Genomic DNA, 22,725 nt, shown 5'->3' with positions numbered 1-22,725 from the left:
CATACTTCCTTTTCCCGTAAAGGGGGGTGAAGTTGGGTAAAGTCGGGCAGAAAGTCCCTTTACAAATATTTACGCTGGAGTGTGCAGCGTTCTGGCATGATGGCAGGGTAAAAAGGAGGTGGGAATGCTGCGGATTCTGGTGATTGACGATGACAGGGAACTGACGGGTCTTCTGGCCGAGTATCTGGGGCCGGAGGGGTTTGGGGTGGAGGGCGTGCAGGACGGGGCCGAGGGTCTGGAAAAAGCCCTGGCCGGGGATGCGGATCTGGTGGTACTGGATGTGATGATGCCGGGTATGGGGGGCCTGGAGGTGCTGCGCAGACTCCGGGCAAAAAGCCGTATCCCCGTGATCATGCTTACCGCAAGGGGAGAGGATGTGGACCGTATTGTGGGGCTTGAGATCGGGGCGGATGACTACCTCGGCAAACCCTTTAACCCCAGGGAACTTGTGGCCCGTATCCGTGCCGTGCTCCGCCGCAGTGCCGCTGAGACCGACGGTTCGGGGAACATGGAGGAAAGCCGGCCTGTGGAGCTGGGGGATGTGCGTCTGTATCCGGGAACACGGCGGGTGCTCTGCGGCGGGGAAACGGTGAACCTGACCATGGCGGAATTCGATTTTCTGGCCCTTTTTCTGAGCCGCGCAGGAACGGTATTGAGCCGGGAGTTTTTATCTTCCGAGGTGCTGGGCAGGCCCCTGGGGGCCTATGACCGCAGTGTGGATGTGCATGTGAGCAGCCTGCGCCGCAAACTGGGGCCAAGACCCGATGGTGTGGAGCGTATCCGGGCCATCCGGGGGGTGGGCTACCTGTACGTCTTTTCCGGAAGGGACTGAGCATGCACCGGCTTTTTTTTAAACTGTTTTTTGGGTTTCTGGCCTTTACCCTGGCCAGCATGGCCCTGTCCCTCATTCTTGCCTTCACCGCGTCCAAGGGCCCCTGGGGGGAGCATCGCCAGCGGGTACGCCAGGAACGGCAGGAGATGTTCCGGCAGTCCATGGCCCTGTACGGATATGGTGCCGCCGCCGTACTGCGGGACGAGGGACTTCAGGGCTACCTTGATTACAGAAAGCATTTTCTGGAAAGAATGCATACCGCAACCTGGCTGTTTTATCCGGATCAGACCACCGTATCCGGTGATTTTCCGCCGCTCCGGGTACGGGATGCTGTCCAGACCCTGCCCGCAGCAAGGAGGGCGCGGGTGACGGTTCTTGACGGTGAACTTCTGGTGCTGACCCGGTTTTCCCACAGGAATCAGCGCTGGCTGATGGCGGCACTGGTTCCTCTTCCGCCCCATGCGGAGCGCCTGCTGTTTCGTTTTCCCAGGGATCTGGGATTTCGGTTCTGGACGTCGATTTTTCTTGCCGTTCTGCTCTGCTGGGCCATTGCAAGGCATATTACAGGCCCGATCACAAAGCTTCGTTCTGCCACCCGGAATGTCGCTTCCGGAAATCTGGATGTCCGTGTGGCTCCGGATCTGGGGAACCGCAGGGATGAGCTGGGGCTTCTGGCCAGGGATTTTGATGCCATGACCGGTCGCATGGCGGATCTGCTGGAATCGAGAGACAGGCTTTTGCGCGACATCTCCCATGAGCTGCGTTCCCCTCTGGCCCGGATGGCCGTGGCCCTGGAGCTGGCCAGACAGGGCGGCGGCAATGCTCCGGCCCTGGCGCGTATGGAAATGGAGATGGAGCGTCTGAATGCCATGATCGGCGAAATTCTCACCCTGGCCCGTCTTACCTCGGGCAATGAAGGGGGAGACGCTTTTGAAAAAATTGATTTTTCCCGCCTTGTCATGGATGTGGTGGCAGATGCGGATTTTGAAGCTCAGGGTGAAAGACGGTCTGTGGTGTTTTCCGGTGTGCAGGGAACGGGGCTGACGGGCCTGCCCACCCTCCTGCACCGGGCTGTGGAAAATGTGGTACGCAATGCCCTGCGGTATACGCCGGAAGAAGGGGAAGTGCAGGTGTTTCTTGCCGTTGAAGAAGGCCGGGAAGCCGTGCTGCGGGTGGAGGATCCCGGGCCGGGGGTGCCGGAAAAGGATCTGCCCCGGATTTTTGAACCGTTCTACAGGGTGCACGACGACAGGGATCGCCGCACCGGTGGCGTGGGACTGGGGCTGGCCATTACGGCCCAGGCCGTACGGCGTCATGGGGGACGCATTGCCGCCCGCAACCTTGAGAAGGGGTTCTGTGTGGAAATCCGGCTGCCTGTGAAGGGAAAGGGGTAGGGCTTTCGTGGAGAACAAGGGAAAAAACGGGACAGAAAAAGAAGCCAGCCTCTGGTTGCAGGATCAGGTGAAGCGGGTGCAGGGCCTGCTCCGGCTTTCCGCCCTTGCAGGGGGGCTGGCGTCGGTGCTCATGGTGTTTCAGTGCGGCCTGCTTTCTTCCTTCCTGGTGGGGCTGGCCCTTGAAGACCGCCTTGAGATGCGGACGTTCTGGCTTCTCGGGCTTTGCCTGCTGCTGCGTCCCTTTCTGCTTGCGGCCAAGGATCTTCTGGGAGTACGGGCAGGGCTTCGCCTGCGCCGTCATCTGCGCGGGGAGCTTCTGGAAAAAATTGTTGCTGCCGGGCCGAAGAGAAGCCGTATTGCAGGAGACGGTGCCCTGTCGGCCATGGTGCTGGAGCAGGTGGATGCCATGGATGAGTATATCGTGCGCTACCTTCCCCAGAAGATTCTGGCCCTTGTTACACCTCTTCTGATTGTGCTGGCCGTCTGGCCCCACAGTATCCTTGTGGCCCTTCTGCTCATGATGACCGCCCCTCTCGTTCCTTTTTTCATGATTCTTGTGGGCAATGAGGCGGCCCGTGCCGGTCGCAGGCAGTTTCAGACCCTTGCCCTTCTCGCGGGACGGATGCGGGATCTTTTGACGGGGCTTCCGGTGCTGCGACAGCTCAATGCCCTGGAGCCTGCCAGGGAAAAACTGAGCCGCTCGGCGGAAGCGTACAGAAAACGTACCCTCTCCGTTCTGCGTCTGGCTTTTCTGTCTTCTGCCGTGCTGGAGCTTTTTGCCTCCCTTGCCATTGCCCTTGTCGCCGTGTATCTCGGTATGGGCCTTCTCGGCCATGTCCCCTGGGCCAGAGGGGTGGTGCCGGTTCCCCTGGAATCCGGTCTTTTCATTCTTCTGCTCATCCCTGAGTTCTATATGGCCCTGCGCCGTTTCGGTGCGGACTACCATGCAAAGGCCCAGGCTCTGGCAGCGGCTGCGGCCCTCCTTCCCCTTGTGAAGGCAAGGATTTTTTCTCCCCCCGGTGGTGGTGTGAATCTGAAACTGACGGCAGCCCCTGACCTTCGCATGAAAAAGGTGAGCTGGCAGCCCGACGCCAGGGAGCCTGTTCTCAAGGCGGTGGATCTGGTGGTTCAGGGAGGGCAGCGGGTGGGGCTTGTGGGATCCAGCGGTGCGGGAAAAAGCAGTCTCCTCCAGCTGCTTCTGGGCTTTGACCGGCCTTCGGAAGGCCGCATCTGGGTCAATGACCAGCCCCTTGATACCCTGGATGCCGACGGGTTCCGCAGCCAGATCGCCTGGCTGGGGCAGCGTCCGGAGTGGTTTTCCGGTACCGTTGCCGAAAATCTGCGTCTTGCCCGCCCCCAGGCCCCGGACGGAGAACTTCAGCGGGTGCTGGAAGAGGCCGGAGCCTGGGAGTTTATTGCGGCCTTACCCGAAGGGGTGAACAGCCGTCTTGGTGAAGACGGACGGGGGTTTTCCGGAGGACAGTTGCAGCGTCTGGCCCTGGCCAGGGCATTGCTTCAGGATGCCTGGCTCTGGATACTGGATGAGCCGGGAGCCCATCTGGACACCAAAACGGCCAGAGCGGTGCGGGCGCATCTGGGAAAGGTCACTGCGGGGAAAACCCTGATTCTGGCGACCCATCATCTGGAAGGGCTGGAGTGGCTGGATGGTCTGGTGCGGATAGAAAAGGGACGGGTGCTGTCCTTTTAAGAATCCGCAATAAAAAAACCTTCCGGACACCCACAGGGGATGCCCGGAAGGCGGACAAAAGTCTTCAGGAATCAGGGCAGGGGAATCAGTTCCACCCTGCGGTTTTCCGCCTGACCTTCCCGTGTGTCATTGGAGGCAACGGGCTGATCCGGGCCATAGCCTTTGACCTGCAAACGGTCTGGGGCAATCCCTTTACTGATGAAGTAATCCGCCACAGCCTGGGCTCTGGCTGCGGAGAGTTTCCGGTTCAGGGCAAGGGATCCCCGGCTGTCCGTGTGACCGCCGATTTCCACGCTAAGTTCCGGATTCTGTTTCAGCACATGGAGGACGTTGTCCAGAATGCCATATTGCCCGGGCTGGATGACGTTGCTGCTGCTGGCAAAGGCAAGCCCCTGGATTTTCCAGCATCCCTGCCGGGTTACCGTGGCCCCTTTGGGGGTTCCCTCACAGCGGTCCAGATAATCGGGAATACCATCTCCATCCGTATCCACAGGACAGCCTTTGGCATCTGTGGTCACGCCTGGGGGGGTATCCGGACAGGCATCCCGGGTATCCACAATACCATCGCCATCCCTGTCGCCTGCCAGGGGACAGCCTTTGGCATTCACGACCACACCGGCGGGGGTACCGGGGCAGGCATCCAGGGTATCGGAAACCCCGTCGCCGTCACTGTCCAGGGGACAGCCCTTGGCATCCACAGGCACACCGGCGGGGGTGCCGGAACAGGCATCCAGGGTATCGGAAACCCCATCCCCGTCACTGTCCAGGGGACAGCCCTTGGCGTCCACGGTCTCACCCGCAGGGGTTCCCGGACAATGATCCAGATAATCGGGTACCCCATCCCCGTCACTGTCCAGAGAACAGCCGGTGGCATCCACGGCGACACCCGCCGGGGTGTCGGGGCAGCGATCCTGGGTATCCGGAAGACCATCACCATCGGAATCCCGTACCACGGGCGGGGTGAGCTTTACGGGTTCCACGGCCTGGGTACGGCCAAAAGTCCAGGCCAGACCCGCATGGGCAGCCAGATTCCACTCCATGCCATCCGGAGGCAGGATAAAGCGGCCATCCAGACGGAAGGCCAGATCCTGCACAATATCCGCAAAAAAGCCTGCCCCTGCGTTCAGGGCAAAGTCCTTGTCCTTGTCCTTGCCATCCACGTCCCAGGCAAGCACGCCAAAGCCTGCGGCACCATAGGGCCGGAAAGCCTTGTCCGGGCGCAGCAGATACAGGCCGTTCAGGGAGGCATGCATGGCTTTGGCTGCAATGTGGGTTTTTTCTTCTTCCGTGTTTACGCCGTGTACCATGATCTCCCCCATCCACTGGGGAGCAAAACGGTATCCCAGCCCCAGCCCCAGACTTCCGCCCGTGTCCAGGTTCTGATCCTCATGGAAGCCATGAAGCCCTATCATGGGACTCAGAATCATTTCTTTCTGAAAATCACCGCTTTCGGCAAAAGCCGCGTGGCTGAGAATGAGGCTGGCAATGAGCAGGCCTCCTGCGAGAAAACTTTTTTTCATACAAGCTCCTTTGTTCAGGCTGACAAGGGTAAAAATCTGTACCGAATACAGATCCGTAAGATTTCTGTTCATGCAGAATGGCGGAAAGCTGGAGAAGAAACGGCAATGGGCATCAGTATATGTCCTGTCGGCGTGGGAATCAAGATCAAGAAACCGCTCTGTATTTTTTTGATCCAGGATGGACAAAAAAGGGGTTTTGTGGAGGTGTTCATACAAAAATGTTGCATTTTACCGCTCCCTTGTTTATGAGACAGGAAATTTTATCATTTTCCCACTTCAAGGAATCCCCATGCCCAACATGTCTGATACTGTAAAACTGCCCATCACGGATAATATTGAGGAAGTGACCCTTCTCTATGAAATCTCCAAGGCCCTTGGCGAGCATATGGATCTTAAAAAATCCCTCTATACGGTCATGGATATTCTGGCCAATTATGGCAACATGCTCCGGGGAACCATCACTCTGCTGAATCCCGTGACCGGTGAAATCCGCATCGAAGTGGCCCATGGTCTGAGCAAGGATGCCATGGCCAAGGGGATTTACAAGCTCGGCGAGGGGGTGACGGGGTCTGTCATCAAGGAAGGAAAGCCCGTTGCCATTGAAAGGGCTTCCCAGGATCCCTCTTTTCTCAACCGCACCTCCGTGCGCAGGACAGACGAAGACTTTTCCTTTATCTGTGTCCCCATCAAGGAGGGGGATCATGTCATGGGGGCCTTGAGTACGGACAGACCCTACCTTGCGGCCTTCAATCTCAAGCGGGGGGTTCAGCTCCTTTCCGTCATCGCCACCATGATTGCCCGCCATGTGAGCAATCTCGAACGCATCCAGATGGAAAAGGAAAGGCTCAAGGCGGAAAACCGCAGACTCCAGGAAGAGCTGGAAAAAAAATACCGCTTCACCAATATCGTTGGCAATTCCAATAAGATGCGGGAAGTTTACCAGATGATTTCCCAGGTGTCCCGGAGCAATGCCACCGTTTTGATCCGTGGGGAATCCGGCACGGGCAAGGAGCTTGTGGCCAACTCCATCCATTACAATTCCAACCGGGCCAACCAGCCCTTTGTGAAGGTCAACTGCGCGGCTTTGCCGGAAAATCTCATTGAAAGCGAGCTTTTCGGCCATGAACGGGGGGCCTTCACCGGTGCCGTCAGCCAGAAGAAGGGTAAGTTTGAGCTGGCCCACAAGGGCACCATTTTTCTCGATGAAATGGGTTCCGTATCTCCGGATGTTCAGGTGCGGCTTCTGCGGGTATTGCAGGAAAGGGAGTTTGACCGGGTAGGCGGGCACAAGACCATCAAGGTGGACGTGCGGGTGGTGACAGCCACCAACAAAAACCTGGAAAAGGCCGTGGAGGATGGCAGTTTCCGGGGGGATCTCTATTACCGCCTCAATGTGTTTCCCATCTACATGCCCCCTCTTCGGGAACGCAAGACGGACATCCTCCTCCTGGCCGATCATTTTCTTGAAAAATATGCGAAAGAAAATGAAAAGGACATCAGGCGTTTTTCCACACCGGCTATAGACATGATGATGGCCTACCACTGGCCGGGCAATGTCCGGGAGCTGGAAAACTGCATTGAGCGGGCCGTTCTTCTCTGCGAGGAGGGGGTTGTTCACACTTACCATCTGCCTCCTACCCTTCAGACCGGGCTTGAAACGGACAGTCTGCCCAGTCACTCTCTGGAAGACGCTGTGGCCAAGCTGGAAAGGGACATGCTCATTGATGCCCTGAAAAACACCCGGGGCAATGTCACCCAGGCTGCCACCCTGCTCCAGACCACGGTGCGCAAGTTTTCCTACAAGGCCAAGGCCTATGACATTGATTACCGGGAATACCGCTGACAATTTCGGCAAAAGGGCTTGAAAAAATGGCCTGGGGCTATTCCTGAAGAAACGTCGGGGATCCCGGTTTTTGTTCAAAAATTAAAAAAAGCGAAGGGCCGCATTCCGTATCCCATGAGGGTACAGAGTGCGGCCCTTTTTATTTGGACTGGCAATATGATGGTGTCGCTTATTCCGGTTTTTCCGGGAACATCCCGCCTGCACCACCGCCAAGGGCCGCGTAGAGCTGCACCTGATTGACAAGCCGTGCAAGGCGGGTGGCGATGAGTCCCTGCTGGGCACTGTACAGGGAACGCTGGGCATCCAGCACACTCAGGTAGGTGTCACTGCCTTTTTCATACCGGGCATTGGAAAGCCTGTAGGTCTGGGAAAAGGCTTCCACAAGGGATTCCTGGGCCTTTAGCTGATCGCCCAGCGTACCTTTGCGGGCCAGGGCATCGGCCACATCCCGGAATGCTGCCTGAATGGCCTTTTCATACCGGGCCACAGCGATTTCCTGCGCCACCTTGCTGGCCTCAAGACCGGACCAGATGCGGGGATTGAAAATGGGCACGCTGATGGCGGGTGCGAAACTCCAGGTATCGGATCCGGAACGGAAGAGTCCGGAAAGTTCGCTGCTGGCCGTACCGATGGAGCTGGTCAGGGTGATGCGGGGAAAGAAGGCCGCCCGGGCGGCACCAATGTCCGCATGGGCCGCTTTGAGCAGGCTTTCCGCCTGAAGGATATCCGGTCTCTGGAGCAGTACTTCCGACGGGGTGCCAAAACCGCCTTCCTTCAGGGGATACAGGGCGCTGAGGTTTTCCGGCAACAGGGTTTCATCCACAGGTCTGCCCACAAGAAGGTGGAGGGCATTGAGATCCTGGGCCGTCAGCTCCGTGAACCGGGCCACATCCAGGCGGGCGCTTTCCACCCGGGTCTGCACCTGTCTGAGATCCAGCTCCGGCACCAGTCCCACCTCAACGCGGCGGCGGATCAGTTCAAGGGAAGCCTCCTGGGCCTTGAGGGTGGAGCTGGCCAGATGCAGGTTTTCCCTGTCCATGGCCAGGGTGAGGTAGGCTCTGGCCACTTCGGAGATGAGCATGAGCTGCACACTGCGCCGGGCCTGTTCCGTGGACAGATATTCTTCCAGTGCCCGCTGTTCCAGGCTGCGGAGGCGTCCGAAGAAATCCAGTTCCCAGGCGGTGATGCCCAGCTCCAGCCCGTACTGTTCAGCGGTCATGGAGCGGCCCGTGCTGGAAAGATCCGCAGGCACACGCTGCTGCGAGGCTTTGGCTCCCGCATGGACGGAGGGCAGGAGGTCACTGCGCTGGATACGGTAAAGAATGCGCATTTTTTCCACAGAAAGGGCGGCGATGCGCAGATCCCGGCTGTTGTCCAGAGCCGCCCGGATCACCTGCCGGAGTCTGGGATCCGTGAAAAAGGATTCCCAGGGGATGGCCCCTGTGACTTCCCCATCGCCGGATTCGGGATAGGCCGGTCCCTGGGGCCAGGCCTTTGGCACAGGGGCTTCGGGCTGATGGTATTCGGGAATCAGGGAGCAGGCGCTGAGAAAAAGCAGCGCAGGCAGTATCAGTAATATCAGAGGTCTTTGCATATCAGTGTCCCTCCGAAGGAATGGGCGGATTCGTCAGGGCCTGTGGGGTGGCAGCAGCCTCTTTTCGGCCAAAAAACCGCACCACCACGACGTAGAACAGGGGAATGAAGAGAATGGCCAGGGTGGTGGAGGTGATCATCCCTCCCAGAACACCGGTGCCGATGGCGGTCTGGGCGCCTGCGCCGGCACCTGAGGCCAGAGCCAGCGGCAGAACCCCAAAGCCAAAGGCAAGGGAGGTCATGACAATGGGCCGAAGACGCAGCCGGGCTGCTTCCAGGGTGGCTTCCACCAGGGGTTTCCCCTCCTGCATGCGAACCATGGCGAACTGGACAATGAGGATGGCGTTTTTGGTGGTCAGGCCCAGAACGGTGAGAAGACCGATCTGAAAATACACGTCATTGGGAAAGCCCCGTGCCATGGAGGCAAGGACACCACCAATGACGCCGAGGGGCAGAACCAGCATGATGGCTACGGGTACGGTCCAGCTTTCATAAAGGGCGGCAAGGCAGAGAAAGATGACAATCATGGAAAAGGCATAGAGAAGGCCGGTCTGGGATTTGGCCATGCGTTCCTGAAAGGAGATGCCGCTCCAGTCAAAGCCGATGCCTGAAGGCAGGCGCTCCACGATTTCCTCCATGGCCTGCATGGCCTCCCCGGTACTCGTACCATGGGGGGCTTCCCCCCAGATGTTGATGGAAGGAAAGGCGTTGAACCGGGCCAGCTTTGGCGCGCCATGGGTCCAGCGGCCGGAGGCGAAGGCGGAAAAGGGGGTCATGGTGCCGCTTTCGTTGCGGACATAAAGACGCTCAATGTCGCTGGGCAGCATGCGGTGTTCGGCATCCGCCTGAACAAAAACCCGTTTGACGCGACCGGCCTGAATGAAGTCATTTACATAGGCGCTGCCAAAGGCTGCGGCAATGGTGGTGTGGATGCTGTTGATGGGCACACCGAGGGCTCCGGCCCGCTCCCAGTCCACGTCCATGCGGTACTCCGGCACGTCTTCCATACCATTGGGCCGGACGCGGGTGAGGCGGGAATCCTGGGCGACCATGCCCAGAAGCTGGTTTCTGGCATCCATGAGGGCGGCATGGCCCAAGCCACCGCGATCCTGGAGCTGAAAGTCAAACCCGCCGGCCTGCCCCAGCTCCGTAACCGCAGGCGGTGCAAAGGCAAAGACCCGGGCGTTGCGGATACGGGTGAAGCGCCCCATGGCCCGTCCGGCGATGGCATTTACCTTGAGATCCGGACGATTCCGCAGATCCCAGTCCTTCAGCTTGATGAAGGCCAGGGCCATGTTCTGTCCGCTGCCGGCAAAGCTGAATCCGGACACGGTGAGAATGGAGGCCACAGCTTCCTTTTCGTCTTCCAGGAAATAGGCCCTCACCTCGTCCATGACCTTTTCCGTCTGCTCCATGGTGGAACCTGCGGGAAGCTGGGCCTGGATGAACATGATGCCCTGATCCTCGTCGGGCAGATAGGCCGTGGGCATCTGCTGGAAAAGCCAGCCCAGAACGCCCACGAGAAGAACATAGATGAAAAGATACCGGAATTTTTTACGGATCATCCTGCCCACCCAGGCCTCATACCGGTTCCGGATCCAGAAAAAGACCCGGTCAAAACCCCGGAAAAAGGGGCGGAACAGGAAAAAGGCGTTGTCTGAAGGCTCATGCCCCATGGGCACAGGTCTGAGAATGGAGGCACAGAGAACGGGGGTGAGGATGAGGGCCACCACCACGGAAAGAAGCATGGCGGCGATGACGGTGACGGAAAACTGCCGGTAAATGACGCCGGTGGAGCCGCCAAAAAAGGCCATGGGCCCGAAAACCGCAGAGAGCACAAGGCCGATGCCGATGAGGGCACTGGTGATTTCCTTCATGGATTTTCGGGTGGCTTCCATGGGCGAAAGGCCTTCTTCCGCCATGACCCTCTCCACGTTTTCCACCACGACAATGGCATCATCCACCAGAAGACCGATGGCCAGTACCATGGCAAACATGGTGAGCATGTTGATGGAGTAACCAAAAAAACTCAATACGGCAAAGGTGCCGAGGATGACTACGGGCACGGCCATGGTGGGGATGAGGGTGGCCCGGATATTGCCCATGAAAAGGTACATGACAAGGAATACAAGGAAGATGGCCTCAAAGAGGGTTTTTACCACCTCATTGATGGCCACCCGGACAAAGGGCGTGGTGTCGTAGGGATAAATCACCTTCACGCCAGGGGGGAAATAGCCAGAAAGCTCCTCCATTTTTTCCCGTATGGCCCTGGCCGTATCCAGGGCATTGGCCCCTGCGGCCTGACGGATGGCCATGGCTGCGGTGGGCTTGCCGTTAAAGAGGGCATTGGCATCATAGCGCTCCGTTCCCAGTTCCGCGGTTCCCACATCCCGCACCCGGACAATGGAGCCGTCGGGCCGGACACGTAAGGGAATCGCTTCGAACTCTTCCGGAGTTTTGAGCAGGTTCTGGACAATGATGGAGGCGTTCATCCGCTGTCCCTGCACCGCAGGCAGGGCACCGAACTGACCTGCGGAGATCTCCACGTTGTAGGCTCTGAGGGCAAGGATGACATCTTCGATGGTGAGCTGGTAATCCGTGAGCTTTTCCGGATTCAGCCAGATCCGCATGGCGTACTGGGTGCCGAAACTTTCCACCTCCCCCACGCCGGGAACCCTGGCCAGAACCTTTTCCACGTTGGACTGGGCGTAATCCCGGAGATCGTTGCCGTCCATGCTCCCGTCTTCGGAGATCAGCCCCACGATGATGAGATAGTTCCGGGTGGACTTGCTGACTTTCACACCCTGACGCTGCACCACATCCGGAAGACTGGCCATGGCAAGCTGGAGTTTGTTCTGCACCTGGGACCAGGCCAGATCGGGATCCGTTCCCGGTGCAAAGGTCAGCTCCACCCGGCCCGCACCGGAAGAGTCACTGGTGGAGGCCATATAGAGGAGCTTGTCAAAGCCCGTCATTTTCTGTTCGATGATCTGCACCACGCTGTTTTCAACGGTTTCCGCCGAAGCACCGGGATAAAAGGCCTCGATGGCGATGGAAGGCGGGGCAATGGGCGGATACTGGGAAATGGGCAGGTGATGAATGGCCAGCCCACCTGCCAGCATGATGACAATGGCGATCACCCAGGCAAAGACCGGGCGATCCAGGAAAAAGTTGGATAACATGACCGTGCGCTCCCTCTAGGGCCGGTTGGCGGTTGTCAGTTGGGAAAGTTCCGTGTGCTGCACGGTTTCCCGGACAAGGGTCGCGGGAACGGCTGTCACCTGCATGCCCGGCCTTACCTTGAGAAGACCTTCCACAATGAGACGGTCTCCGGGGGCCAGCCCGGAGGTGATGAGCCACTGATCCCCGATGGCGCGGTTGAGCACCAGAGCGTGCTGCTGCACCGTATTGTCGTTATCCACCACCAGGGCCACGGGCTCTCCTTTGGGTGTGCGGCCCACCCCCTGCTGGGGAACAAGAATGGCCTGATCCGTGATTCCTTCCTGAATGACAGCCCGTACAAACATGCCGGGAAGCAGCACATGATCGGGGTTGGGCACCACAATTCTCAAGGAAAAGGAGCTTGTGGCCGGATCCACCGTCACATCCCTGAACTGCAGGCGGCCTTCCAGGGGATAGGGCGTTCCGTCTTCCAGAAGAAGACGCACGCGGGTGCTCTTTTCCTTATCCGTATTGAGCAGGCCACTTTGCAGACTGCGGGTGAGGCGCAGCAGTTCCGCGGAAGACTGGGTCACATCCACATAAATGGGGTCGAGCTGCTGCACCGTGGACAGGGCCGTGGGCTGATAGGCTGTGACCAGGGTTCCGGTTCTGGCCTGGGTGCGTCCGATGCGTCCGGGAAAGGGCGCCTTGATCCGGGTATAATCGAGATGGATGCGGGCCGCATCCACAGCGCTTTTCCAGTAGGCGATCTCCGCCTGTACCTGGAGCAGGGCTGCGGAGGCATCTTCATAGTCCTGATGACTGACGGCGTTATCCTGGAGAAGATCCCTGTACCGTTCCACCCTGGATCGGGCGGGCGGAAGATTGGCTTCGGCCTTGCCAAGGGAGGCCCTGGCCGAATCATGGGCCACCTGGAAGGGGGAGGGATCAATCTGGTAAAGAACCTGTCCTTCCTCAACATCCGTGCCTTCCTCAAAAAGGCGTTTCTGGATCATGCCGTTGATCTGGGGCCGGATTTCCGCAATCCGGTAGGCGGAGGTGCGCCCGGGCAGCTCTGTGCTGAGTTCAAGGGTTTCATGCTGAAGGATCAGTGTGCCGACCTCCGGAGGAGGGGGCGGCTGGGAAGAGGGTTCGCTGTGGCTGGTCTGGCATCCTGCAAGGAGCAGAATTCCAAAGAGGAGGCAGAGGCCTCCTGACAGAAGACGGAAAACGTGACTGGGGTACATCCGCAACCTCCGGTATGGGGTAGGGGGAAGGAAAACTGGAACCCGCTGGGTTTCAGGAAACAAGCAGGCCTTTAAAAAGTATGTCGAGAATGGTGTCCGGATTATCGGGGTAAGGGTGTTCTTCGGGCTTTTCCAGCCAGAGGAGGAGAAAGGCATCCAGGATATTGTCCAGTACCACGGCCAGGGTGAAGGGGGGGGCGATTTCCCGGAAAATGTTTTCCCGGATTCCACGGGCAAAGACTTCGGCCACCTTTTCCAGGAAAAGGGTATACCGTGCCCGCACTTCCCCATCGAGACCGGCGTTGAGGTTAAAGCTGGCCCCCTTGCTCTCCGCAAGAAAAAGGCGGACAAAGGCGAGGTTTTCACGGAACATGTTCCCCTTGGCCTGAATATAGCTGCGGAGTTTTTCCGTTACGGGTTCGGCGGCATCCAGAGCCTGGGTAAAGGCCAGGTCAAAGCGGTCGCACTGATCCAGCACCATGGCCTTGTAGAGGTCTTCCTTGTTCTGGAAAAATTTGTAGAGGGTGCCGATGGCAAATTCGGATTTTTCGGCAATCTCCTGCATGGAGACATTGTGGTATCCCTTTTCGGAAAAAAGGAGCAGGGCGGTGTCCAGCATTTCCTGGCGCTGCCGGATTTTTTCCCTTTCCCGTCTTGTGAGGGGTTCCTGGTTCATAGGGACTCTTTCTTTCTGGGGAAGAAGGTGGCAATAAAAAACGAAGTTATCGATAAGTACTGTAAAATTAAAATTTTACATAAAAAAGAGAATCTGACGTCAGATTATATAATAAGATTTCGCATTGTCAATTTTTTTCTGATTCCCCCCGGACTCAGCCATGCCGTCGCAGATTTTAGCCATGCAGCATCAAACCCATCGTCCCCACGCTGGAGCTGGGAACGATAGCTGCAACAAAATGGTAATCCGTATTTTTTGTGTCTGCTGCCCTTCCCTGGAAAAATCCGGGATCACGGGAGACACAGAAAAAAAAGGGGAGTCAGAGGTTAAGACCTCCGACTCCCTTTCGTTATAGCTGGGTCAGGCTGGATTCAGATATTTCCGGCCTAGATATCGTAGTACAGGTGGAACTCGTGGGGATGGGGTCTGCGCCGTACTTCCGTGACTTCCTTTTCCATCTTGTAGGCAATCCACTTGGAGATCACGTCCTCGGTAAAGACGTCTCCCTTGAGGAGGAAGGCGTGATCCGCCTTGAGGGCGTTGAGGGCTTCTTCCAGATCGCCGGGGGCGTTGGGGATGTTGACCAGCTCTTCGGGCGGCAGGTCGTAGATGTTCTTGTCCATGGGATCGCCCGGATCAAGCTTGTTCTGGATGCCGTCGATCATGGCCATGAGCAGGGCGGAGAAGGCCATGTAGCCGTTGCAGGAGGGATCCGGAGTCCGGAACTCGATGCGGCGGGCCTTGGGCGAATCGCTGCCGATGGGAATACGGATGGCAGCGGAACGGTTTCTGCCGGAATAGGCGATGTTGATGGGTGCTTCAAAACCCGGCACCAGACGCTTGTAGGAGTTGGTGGTGGGGTTGGTGATGGCGCAGAGGGCCCGGGCGTGTTTCATAATGCCGCCAATGGCCCAGAGGGCTTCCTGGGAAAGACCTGCATAGCCGTTGCCGGCAAAGAGGGGCTTGCCTTCCTTCCAGATGGAGGCGTGGATGTGCATACCGGAACCATTGTCCCCAAAGAGGGGCTTGGGCATGAAGGTCACGGTCTGTCCGTTCTGGTAGGCCACGTTTTTCAGCACATACTTGAACCAGGCCAGCTGATCGCCCATTTCCAGAAGAGACTTGAAGCGCATGTCGATTTCGCACTGTCCGCCCGTGGCCACCTCGTGGTGATGGCATTCCATCTCAATGCCCACATTCTGGAGGGTCAGCAGCATTTCAGAGCGCAGATCCTGAAGCTTGTCCAGGGGAGGCAGGGGGAAATAGCCTTCCTTGGAGCGGGGCTTATACCCCAGGTTGGGGCCTTCATCCCGGCCCGTGTTCCAGGTGGCGGACTTGGAGTCAATGCGGTAGAAGGAGGACTGCTGGGTGGATTCGTAGCGGATGTCATCAAAGATGAAAAATTCCGGTTCCGGTCCCATGAAGCAGGTATCGCCGATGCCTGTAGATTTGAGATAGGCTTCCGCCTTGGCAGCAATGTGACGGGGATCCCGGCTGTAGGGTTCTTTGGTGATGGGGTCTGCGATGTTGCCGATGAGCACCAGGGTCGTGTGCTTGAAAAAGGGGTCGATCTTGGCGGTTTTGGCATCGGGAATCACCAGCATGTCCGAAGATTCAATGCCCTGCCAGCCACGGATGGAAGAGCCGTCAAAGCCAAAACCGTTTTCAAAGGTGGATTCATCCAGCTCGCTCAAGGGGTAGGAACAGTGCTGCCAGGTACCGGGGAAATCCATGAAGCGGACGTCCACCATTTTCACATTGTTTTCCTTGGCAAAGGCCAGAACTTCTTTCGGGGTCATGATACTTCTCCTTATCAGTTTCTTCTCTGGGGTCGGATGGGCAGAAAAGCCAGAATCTTTCCGCCTCTTGTTCTCTGATGCCTTAAAAAAACAGTTTTTTCAGATGGCGTCGGCACCCGTTTCTCCGGTACGTACCCGCACCACGGATTCCACGGGCATGACAAAAATCTTGCCGTCACCGATTTTGTCCGTCACGGCCGCCTTGCGGATGACTTCCACCACTTCTTCCGCCCTTGCTGCGGGCAGAACAATCTCGATTTTTACCTTGGGAATGAAATCCACCACATATTCCGCTCCCCGGTAGATTTCCTTGTGACCTTTCTGTCGCCCGTAGCCTTTGACTTCGGAGATGGTCATGCCTTGGATGCCGATTTCATTCAGGGCTTCCTTCACGTCATCGAGCTTGAAGGGTTTGATGATGGCCTCAATCTTTTTCATGGATGAGCTCCTTTCTTCAGACATTTTTATGGGCATGCGTTGTTCTGGCAGGCCTTCCTTACCGGGCTGCCGGAAGGAAGGCGCAGTATCAGAGGGTGTATCCGACCTCGCTGTGCTGGGAGAGATCCAACCCCTGGAGTTCCTCTTCCGGGCTGACGCGCAGGCCGATGAAGCGGTCGATCAGCTTCAGGATAATCAGCGAACCTACCAGAGAAAACGCAATCACTGCAAGGGCGTCGATGAGCTGAATGCCCAGCTGCGCCGGGTTTCCGTAAAAGAGACCATCCGCACCGTTGGGGTTGATGGCAAGAGAGGCGAAAAGTCCCGTGGCCAGAGCCCCCCAGAGTCCGCCCACACCGTGGATGGCCACCACATCCAGGGCATCATCGTACCCGAAGCGGGTTTTCATGCGGATGGCCACACAGCAGAGCACGCCTGCCACAAGCCCGATGAGGAGGGCAGCCATGGGGCTGACAAAGCCCGCAGCCGGAGTGATGGCCACAAGACCGGCCACGGCACCGGAGGCTGCGCCCAGAGCCGTGGGCTTGCCATGGCTCTTCCATTCATAGATCAGCCAGGAGAAGGCAGCGGCGCCTGCGGCGACCTGTGTGGTCATGAAGGCATTGGCTGCAATGCCGTCTGCGGCCAGGGCACTGCCCGCATTGAAGCCGAACCAGCCCAGCCAGAGGATTCCTGCCCCCATCACCGTCATGGAGACGTTGTGGGGCGGCATGGCTTCTTTGCCCCAGCCTCTGCGGGGCCTGATGACAATGGCCGCCGCCAGGGCCGCCACGGCGGAGTTGATGTGGATGACCGTACCGCCCGCAAAGTCCAGGGTGCCGTGCCCTCCGATCCAGCCCCCTCCCCAGACCCAGTGGCATACGGGGAGGTAGATGAAGGTGATCCAGAAGAAGGTGAAGACGAGGAAGGCGGAAAAACGGATGCGCTCGGCAAAGGCACCGGTGATCAGGGCCGCTGTGATGACGGCGAACATCAGCTGAAAGGCGCAGAAGAGAATATGGGGAATGGTATCCGAGTAAGGGCCTGCACCCGCATCCACGCCCTGAAGGAAAAGAAACTCCAGGTTGCCGATGAAGCCGCCCACATCCGTGCCAAAGGCCAGGGTGTAGCCGTAGGTCACCCAGATGAGGGTAACCAGTCCAAGACAGATGAAGCTCTGTAAAATGGTGGACAGTACATTGCGGGAGCGCACCAGACCACCGTAAAAGAGGGCAAGGCCGGGGGTCATGAACATGACAAGGGCAGTTGCAATGAGCATAAAAGCGGTATCTCCGGTATCCATCAGATTCTCCTTTTAATTTCAGAAAAAAGCGGGACAGACATGCTGTTTTTTGGGGTCAGGGTTGAACAGCCCATCTTTTTCCCTCCTTTCTGAGGGGTTAGCGTATCCGGATGGATTCTGAAACCTGGCTCATGCATCGGGCAGAACGTTGCGCACCGTCTGCCGGATCAGGGCTTCCTGCTCCGGTGAATCCATCTTTTCTCCGTCAAAATCCCGGACGTAGAACACATCCACCACCTGATCCACCTTGGTGGCGATTTTGGCGCTTTTGACATCCAGTCTGCACCGGAAAAGTGCGCTGGTCAGCCGGAACAGCAGTCCCGGAAAATCGTAGGTATGTACTTCCACAATGGTGTAGAAGCTGGAACTCTCGTTGTCGATGCGGATCACCGGCGGCTCCACGGGCAGGCCTTTTCGGGAGCGGATCACCGGAGGGCTTGCCGCGATGGAGCCGATTTCGATTCTGCCGCTGAGAAGATCTGCAAGATCTTTTCTGGTCTTTTCCCAGACTTCCTCCTCAAACATCTGATCTGGCGGGGGCTTGAGGATGAAGAGGTTGGCTGCGGATCCGTCCTTCCAGCCGTAGATGCGGGCATCGAGGATATCAATGCGGTTCAGGGTGAAGGCCCCTGCGGCTCTGGAAAAGAATCCGGGCTTGTCTTCGGCATGGATGAGCACCCTGCGGAGATTGGCGTCCGGGCAGCGTTCAATATGCCAGGCAAAGGAGGCGTCGCTCCGTTGCATCCTCAGGCGCAGATGGGTGCGGATGTCCGCCACGGAAAGCTCCAGCAGGTAGGCGGGCGGCATTCCCGTGATGAGGGTTTTCATGACCGGGTACTCGGTATCCGATGCTTCTTCCAGAATGCGATACTGTTTTTCCTCAATGCGGTCCACGGCCCTTTCGTCGGCAAGATCGCCCTTTTCCAGCATTTTCAGAATTTTGAAATAGAGGCTGGTGAGCAGGCTTGCCGTCCAGTCGTTCCAGGCCTTGGGGCCGGTGGATACGGAATCCGCAACGGTCAGGAGAAAGAGCATGCGCAGGCGTTCCGGTTCCCGGATTTTCATGGCACAGGCGATGACCGTCTCTTCATCGTTGATGTCCCGGCGTGTGGCGGCTTTGATGAGAAAAAGGTGTTCCTGTACAAGAAAGATAACGGTGTCCACATAATCCGAGCGCAGGCCCAGACGGCTGAGGATCAGCCGGGTTCTTTCGGCTCCAGCGCTGCTGTGATCCTCACTGGAAACCCCCTTGCCGATGTCGTGGAGCAGGGCTCCCCAGAGCAGGAGACGCTTGTTTTTGATCTCCTGGAAGGTCTCGTGATAGAGCTTGCCATGGGTCAGGGAAATCTGATCCGGACTTAAGGAAAAACCTGCGGTGGTCTGCACCGTACGCAGGGAATGCTTGGCGACAGGATAGAGGTGATACTTGTTGTACTGGATACGGCTGATAATGGAGGCGAACTCCGGAATCAGCCGGGTCAGAAGCCCTGTGGCCTGCATTTCGTTCAGGGGGTGGTAGTCAAAGGCCGGAATGGCCAGAATTTTTTCAAACATCTTGACCACATCCCTGCGAGAGCAGAGCGCCGTATCGAGAAGGTAGCCCATTTCCCGCACAATGCGCTTGGCCTCTGCGGAAAGGGGCAGGCGTTTCGCACCGCTTTCCTGAAAGATGGCCATGAGCAGTTCCGGCTGTTTCAGGACGGTCTTGATGTCATCAAAGCCCAGCATTCCCTTGTGCACCACCAGACCGGGAATTTTTGTGTTTTTGTGATACCTGCGTTTCAGGCCCAGTTTCTGTTCGTGTCCCACCTCATCTAAGAGCATGAGCAGGTGCTGTTTGATGAAATCCATTTCCATGTGCAGGGCACCCAGAAAACGTTCCACCGCCGTCATACCGTCCTCTGCGGCAAAGCCCAGGGTTTCGGCAAGACGTATCTGATGCTCAAAGTACAGCTGGTCACACTTTCTGCCCGTGATGTGGTGCAGGTGGTTGCGCACCTTCCAGATAAAGGCCAGGGCGTTTTTCAGATGATGAAATTCTTCCCAGGAAAGGTAGCCGTTGTATTCGAGATCTCTGGGTTCTTTCAGGTGAAATTTTACCCGGCCCAGCCAGAGCATGGTGTGGTAATCCCTTAAGCCCCCCTGTCCCAGCTTGAGGTTCGGCTCCAGAAGATGGGTGGAATCCCCGAACTGCTCATGGCGTTTGCGGTTGCCCTCCACCAGCCAGCCCATGATTTTTTTGGGATGGGAGACCACAAAGCGGGCCCGGAGTTTTTCCATGAGGGTCATGAACAGAGGTGACATGCCGCAGATAAAGCGGGCGTCCAGAATGGCCGTCAGCACCTCAAGATCCTGGGAGGCGAGGTGGAGGCATTCGTCAATGGCGCGGGTGGCATGGCCCACCTCAAGGCCGATATCCCAGAGGGGATAGATCACTTCCTGGATCAGGGCTTCGGCGGTTTCGGGGACTTCATTTTCAAAGAGAAAGAGGATGTCCACATCGGAATGGATGCACTGCTCCATGCGGCCGTATCCGCCCAGGGCGATGATGGCATAGGGATTGCGGTCAATGCCCATGCGGGGCCCCACATCACTGCGGGTAAAGCTCTCCCAGAAATACGCATCAATAAGGGCGGCATGGCGGACAAGAAAATCATCGGCCTGACCCTCCAGGTATTCCTGGATCAGCGCCCTGCGCCTTTCCTGCAAGACCCGGACTGCGGATAAATTTTGGGGGGACTTGTCTTTTGTCATGGTCGCATCACCTTTCTGGCGTATACTAAAAGCAAGGTATGTGCCACATTGCTTTTTATTTCATAAAATATTGAAACTATAGTATTTATTTTATTTTTAAGGCGGAGGGCTTTCTGTGGATTCACTTCAAAAATGTAAGAACACAGGGAGAGGAAAATGACATTTTTGTTTCCATGCCTGGGAAGCCCTGGAAAAATATCCCATGGACGGCCTGACCTCTCATGATTTGGGGGAGAAGGCAAGCCTCAAAACGGGATCCCTCAATCCGCCCCTCGGATGCTGGCCCGCTGTCCGCCCCATGGATGCTGACGCTGCGCCTCATCACAGATCCACGGGCCGTGGCGGAGCATGGTGGTATTGACAGTCTTGTTGGGGGGGCGCTGGGATTTTTAGCAACAACAGGGGAGGGGCTTATCAAAAGTGCCCGACGGATGGCTTGACCTTTCAGGATTCGGGGTATATGGCAAGCCCCAAAAAAGGCATAAAACGTCCATGACCCGGCAGAGGGGCCAGCCTGTTTTATTTGCCGCTTTCCCGAAACCCCAAGGCCGAGGTTGTCCATGGAACCCCTCTCCCCTTTCATGCAAGCCCAGATTCCGCGTCTTCTGAAACGTTTCTGTCTTGTCTGTCATGCTGAAGACTGCTGTATGCACTACGCCCTGCAACGCCGTGAGGATGGAAAAGAAATTTCAAAGGAGCTGACCCTTTCCATCAATGCCTTTTCCCATGAAATTCATGTCAGTAAATTTTATCCGGAACTGTACAGGGAAACCCGCTGTCACTATCTTTCCGCAGCCTGTCTTTTTCTCATGACCCAGCATTTTGGCCATTTCTACGGGCTGGATGAGGGCTGGGGGCTGTATCTGGACGCCGAGCCCTCGGTGTTTGAGGATTTTTACGCAAAACTTCAGGATTTTGATTTTCATACCGAGCAGTCGGCAAGGATGGGTACCCTGGCCGTCCGTGCCCATTATGTTCCCTTTGAAGTTGAGACGGAAGTGGTTCAGGTGCTCTGAGCGGCAGCAGGGGCATGGTATGTAAAAAAGGGTGGTCTTCCTGTATGGGAAAACCACCCTTTTTTTATTTTATGCAAAGCCGGGGAAGATCAGGGGCGAAGGATCAGATGACACCCTGAGCGATCATGGCTTTGGCCACCTTGATGAAGCCTGCGATGTTGGCACCTTTGACATAGTTGCCTTCGTCACCGAACTGCTTGGCCGCATCCCAGGCATTGTCATGGATGCTCTTCATGATGCCCTTGAGCTTGGCGTCCACTTCTTCGCGGCTCCAGGAAAGACGCATGGAGTTCTGGGTCATTTCCAGGCCGGAGGTGGCAACACCGCCAGCATTGGCCGCCTTGCCGGGCCCATAGAGCACTTTGTTGGCCAGGAAGACATCCACGGCTTCCGGGGTGCTGGGCATGTTGGCCCCTTCAGCCACCACTTTGCAGCCGTTCTTGACCAGGAGGGCGGCCTCTTCTCCGGAAACTTCGTTCTGGGTGGCGGAGGGGAAGGCGCAGTCCACAGGAACACTCCAGGGACGTTCGCCGGGGGTGAAGGTGGCCTTGGGGTATTTCTTGAGGTATTCCTGAATGCGGCCCCGTTTTACGTTCTTCAGTTCCATGACAAAGGCCAGTTTTTCAGCATCAATGCCGTCTGCGTCATAGATGAAGCCGTTGGAATCGGAGAAGGTTACGGGCTTGGCACCCAGCTCCAGGAGTTTTTCCGCCGTGTACTGGGCCACGTTGCCGGAACCGGAGATGGAGCAGACCTTGCCTTTGAAGCCATCGCCCTTCTGGGCCAGCATGTTTTCCGCAAAATAAACGCAGCCGTAGCCTGTGGCTTCGGGACGGATGAGAGAACCACCGAAGGGAATTCCCTTGCCGGTCAGAACGCCGGTGAAGTGATTCACAATACGCTTGTACTGGCCGAACATATAGCCGACTTCGCGACCGCCTACGCCGATATCGCCAGCGGGAACGTCGGTATCCGGGCCGATGTGGCGGTAGAGTTCGGTCATGAAGCTCTGGCAGAAGCGCATGATTTCGCCTTCGCTCTTGCCATGGGGATGGAAGTCGGAACCACCCTTTCCGCCGCCCATGGGCAGGGTGGTCAGACTGTTTTTGAAGACCTGCTCAAAGCCAAGAAATTTCAAAATTGAAAGATTTACCGAAGAATGGAAGCGAAGGCCGCCCTTGTAGGGGCCGATGGCGCTGTTGAACTGAACCCGGAAGCCCCGGTTCACACAGACCTTGCCTGCATCGTTCACCCAGGGCACCCGGAAAATGATGACCCGCTCCGGTTCCGTAACGCGCTCCAGAATGGCGTTTTCCTGGATCTCCGGCATCTCAGATACAACAGGCTCAAGGCTTTCAAGCACTTCATGCACAGCCTGAAGGAACTCGGGCTCATGTCCACTTCTGGTTTTTACCTGGTTCAGCACGTCCTGAATATAGG

16 protein-coding genes are annotated in these 22,725 nt (G+C 57.2%); 6 read left to right on the top strand and 10 right to left on the bottom strand.

The features are described 5' to 3' along the window. Positions 1-124: 124 nt before the first annotated feature. The 3 genes from BR04_RS05735 to cydD are packed head-to-tail and all read left to right on the top strand — an operon-like array spanning position 125 to position 3,934. Positions 125-832, top strand: coding sequence for a response regulator transcription factor (locus BR04_RS05735; RefSeq protein WP_496355040.1), 708 nt, complete (start codon positions 125-127; stop codon positions 830-832). A 2-nt stretch (positions 833-834) separates the two neighbouring features. Further along, positions 835-2,226: an ATP-binding protein gene (locus BR04_RS05730; RefSeq protein WP_496355039.1), complete on the top strand. Its 1,392-nt coding sequence runs from the start codon at positions 835-837 to the stop codon at positions 2,224-2,226. Positions 2,227-2,233: 7 nt separating this feature from the next. Continuing rightward, a complete protein-coding gene (gene cydD / locus BR04_RS05725; RefSeq protein WP_496355038.1) occupies positions 2,234-3,934 on the top strand; it encodes a thiol reductant ABC exporter subunit CydD in 1,701 nt (566 codons plus the stop codon). Between the two features lie 71 nt (positions 3,935-4,005). Here the strand turns inward: cydD and BR04_RS05720 are convergent, their stop codons facing one another. Next, positions 4,006-5,454 (bottom strand): thrombospondin type 3 repeat-containing protein, encoded by a 1,449-nt coding sequence (locus tag BR04_RS05720; protein WP_496355037.1) that lies wholly within the window; start codon positions 5,452-5,454, stop codon positions 4,006-4,008. Between the two features lie 289 nt (positions 5,455-5,743). Here BR04_RS05720 and BR04_RS05715 point away from each other — a divergent pair, with 289 nt between their 5' ends. Then, on the top strand, positions 5,744-7,297 hold the full coding sequence (locus BR04_RS05715) for a sigma-54 interaction domain-containing protein (RefSeq protein ID WP_496355036.1): 1,554 nt from the start codon (positions 5,744-5,746) through the stop codon (positions 7,295-7,297). A gap of 169 nt (positions 7,298-7,466) precedes the next feature. Here the strand turns inward: BR04_RS05715 and BR04_RS05710 are convergent, their stop codons facing one another. The 8 genes from BR04_RS05710 to glnD all read right to left on the bottom strand — a co-directional run bounded on the left by BR04_RS05710 (position 7,467) and on the right by glnD (position 20,269). Further along, a complete protein-coding gene (locus BR04_RS05710; RefSeq protein WP_496355035.1) occupies positions 7,467-8,891 on the bottom strand; it encodes an efflux transporter outer membrane subunit in 1,425 nt (474 codons plus the stop codon). 1 nt (position 8,892) lies between these two features. Beyond that, the gene (locus tag BR04_RS05705) at positions 8,893-12,072 is read right to left on the bottom strand and encodes an efflux RND transporter permease subunit (RefSeq protein ID WP_496355034.1); all 3,180 of its coding nucleotides are present in this window, start codon (positions 12,070-12,072) and stop codon (positions 8,893-8,895) included. Positions 12,073-12,087: 15 nt separating this feature from the next. Next, positions 12,088-13,299, bottom strand: coding sequence for an efflux RND transporter periplasmic adaptor subunit (locus tag BR04_RS05700; protein ID WP_496355033.1), 1,212 nt, complete (start codon positions 13,297-13,299; stop codon positions 12,088-12,090). A 52-nt stretch (positions 13,300-13,351) separates the two neighbouring features. After that, the gene (locus BR04_RS05695; protein WP_496355032.1) at positions 13,352-13,975 is read right to left on the bottom strand and encodes a TetR/AcrR family transcriptional regulator; all 624 of its coding nucleotides are present in this window, start codon (positions 13,973-13,975) and stop codon (positions 13,352-13,354) included. Between the two features lie 386 nt (positions 13,976-14,361). Further along, complete coding sequence (gene glnA, locus BR04_RS05690; RefSeq protein ID WP_496355031.1) at positions 14,362-15,774, bottom strand: type I glutamate--ammonia ligase; 1,413 nt, start codon at positions 15,772-15,774, stop codon at positions 14,362-14,364. Between the two features lie 99 nt (positions 15,775-15,873). Then, positions 15,874-16,212, bottom strand: a complete 339-nt coding sequence (locus BR04_RS05685; RefSeq protein WP_496355030.1) for a P-II family nitrogen regulator — start codon at positions 16,210-16,212, stop codon at positions 15,874-15,876. Positions 16,213-16,300: 88 nt separating this feature from the next. After that, positions 16,301-17,515 carry an ammonium transporter gene (locus tag BR04_RS05680; RefSeq protein WP_496355029.1) on the bottom strand — a complete coding sequence of 405 codons (1,215 nt, stop codon included), beginning with the start codon at positions 17,513-17,515 and terminating at the stop codon, positions 16,301-16,303. A 129-nt stretch (positions 17,516-17,644) separates the two neighbouring features. Then, positions 17,645-20,269 carry a [protein-PII] uridylyltransferase gene (gene glnD / locus BR04_RS05675; protein WP_496355028.1) on the bottom strand — a complete coding sequence of 875 codons (2,625 nt, stop codon included), beginning with the start codon at positions 20,267-20,269 and terminating at the stop codon, positions 17,645-17,647. A 221-nt stretch (positions 20,270-20,490) separates the two neighbouring features. Here glnD and BR04_RS05670 point away from each other — a divergent pair, with 221 nt between their 5' ends. Both BR04_RS05670 and BR04_RS05665 read left to right on the top strand, forming a co-directional pair. Continuing rightward, a complete protein-coding gene (locus BR04_RS05670) occupies positions 20,491-20,709 on the top strand; it encodes a hypothetical protein (RefSeq protein ID WP_496355027.1) in 219 nt (72 codons plus the stop codon). A 120-nt stretch (positions 20,710-20,829) separates the two neighbouring features. Next, positions 20,830-21,285, top strand: coding sequence for a hypothetical protein (locus BR04_RS05665; RefSeq protein ID WP_496355026.1), 456 nt, complete (start codon positions 20,830-20,832; stop codon positions 21,283-21,285). 103 nt (positions 21,286-21,388) lie between these two features. On the opposite strand, the gene gdhA is transcribed toward BR04_RS05665, so the two are convergent. After that, positions 21,389-22,720, bottom strand: a complete 1,332-nt coding sequence (gene gdhA, locus BR04_RS05660) for an NADP-specific glutamate dehydrogenase (RefSeq protein ID WP_496355057.1) — start codon at positions 22,718-22,720, stop codon at positions 21,389-21,391. Between the last annotated feature and the right edge of the window lie 5 nt (positions 22,721-22,725).

This window comes from Desulfobotulus sapovorans DSM 2055, from assembly GCF_059569355.1.
This window is presented reverse-complemented; position numbering and strand designations above follow the sequence as displayed.